Source organism: Tetragenococcus solitarius NBRC 100494, from assembly GCF_001544195.1.
Taxonomy (GTDB): domain Bacteria; phylum Bacillota; class Bacilli; order Lactobacillales; family Enterococcaceae; genus Tetragenococcus; species Tetragenococcus solitarius.
In genome coordinates this window covers 1-1,474 of record NZ_BCPY01000083.1, presented here as the reverse complement: position 1 = coordinate 1,474, position 1,474 = coordinate 1, and the positions used below count along the sequence as shown (strand labels likewise).

Sequence of the window (1,474 nt, the reverse complement as noted above, 5' to 3'; positions counted from 1 at the left end):
GATATGCTCCCCCTATACAGGACACTGAAATATAAAAGTGCTATATAGGGGGGGATTTTGTGTGTCAAAAAGGAAGATGAAGCTTGTCCTAGAAAAACGGGTAGAGGCAGTAGAAAGCTATCTGAGCGGTAAAGATAGCTTGAATCATATCGCTAGTACATTGGGGATCAGTAATGATACTTTAAGTCATTGGTTGATGATTTATGAGAATGAAGGTCCGACGGGTCTACTACCAAAAAAGAAGAATGCTCATTACAGTATTGAAACAAAGCTCCAAGCAGTCAATGATTACTTAAGCGGCGCAGGAAGCCTTAAGGATATTACAAAAAAATATAAACTTAGAAGTAAAACACAACTACGAGACTGGATTAAGGGATATAATACTCATGGAAACTTCAAATCAGAAAGCGGTGGAAGTCAAATGAGTCAATCTAGAAAAACAACCTTTAAAGAACGTATAGAGATCGTCCATTACTGTATTTTGCACGATCGTAACTATGGAGAAACAGCCATCAAATATCAAGTGTCCTACCAACAAGTTCGTAACTGGGTACTAAAATATGACGAAATGGGCGAACAAGGATTAAAAGACCGACGAGGACATCGTGCGGGAACAAAACCTAGTCGAACCCCAGAAGAAGAAATGCGGGATCGCTTAGCTGAAAAAGAACGTCGTATCCAACAATTAGAAATGGAAAATGACCTCTTAAAAAAAGTCAGGGCGTTAGAAAGGAAGTGGGACTAGACCTTATCCGCCATGTTTTTGAATATGAAGCAATCAAAGCGCTGCACGAGGTCAAAAATTATCCGATTCAACCCATGTGTGCGTTTCTCCATGTCTCAAGATCCGCCTATTATCGCTGGTTAAAGCAACCAAAATCCGCGCAAACGATTTTTAACGAACACTTGGCAGATTTAATCAGATATATCTATGAGGCAGATAACGACAAGGGATATCGGAGAATTCGGGATGACTTGGTGCAAGATTATGGCTTACACGTCAATGACAAAAGAGTATTGCGCATTTGTCGGAGCCTTCAAATTCAATCCACAGTCAAACATCATCCTCACGGAAGTACTAAGGCTGCCAAAAATCCTTATTATATTGCCAAGAACTACTTAAATCGGAATTTCCATGCGGATAAACCCAATGAAAAATGGTTAACCGATGTCAGTGCGTTTAAGTATTATGAAGGCGATCAAGTAAAGAAAGTTTACCTTAGTGCCATTCTGGACTTGGCGGATCGTCGGATTGTTTCTTTTGTCATTAGCGACAGAAATGATAATAAGTTAGTGTTTGATACCTTTGATGCGGCAGTGCGGCTTGAACCAGATGCTCATCCGCTTTTTCATAGTGACCGTGGGTTTCAATATACGAGTCAACCGATGAGCAATCGATTGAAGAAACAAGGCATGAAACAAAGCATGTCTCGGGTGGGGCGTTGTATTGACAATGGTCCCATGGAAGGATTCT

Annotated in this window: 2 protein-coding genes; both read left to right on the top strand. The window is 40.6% G+C overall.

Going from position 1 to position 1,474, the window contains the following annotated elements; translation table 11 throughout:
* Positions 1-61: 61 nt before the first annotated feature.
* Complete coding sequence (locus TS1_RS12155; protein WP_217994593.1) at positions 62-745, top strand: helix-turn-helix domain-containing protein; 684 nt, start codon at positions 62-64, stop codon at positions 743-745.
* On the top strand, positions 736-1,474 hold a 739-nt coding region (locus tag TS1_RS12150; RefSeq protein ID WP_157061682.1), incomplete at its 3' end, for an IS3 family transposase. The genes TS1_RS12155 and TS1_RS12150, both read left to right, overlap by 10 nt.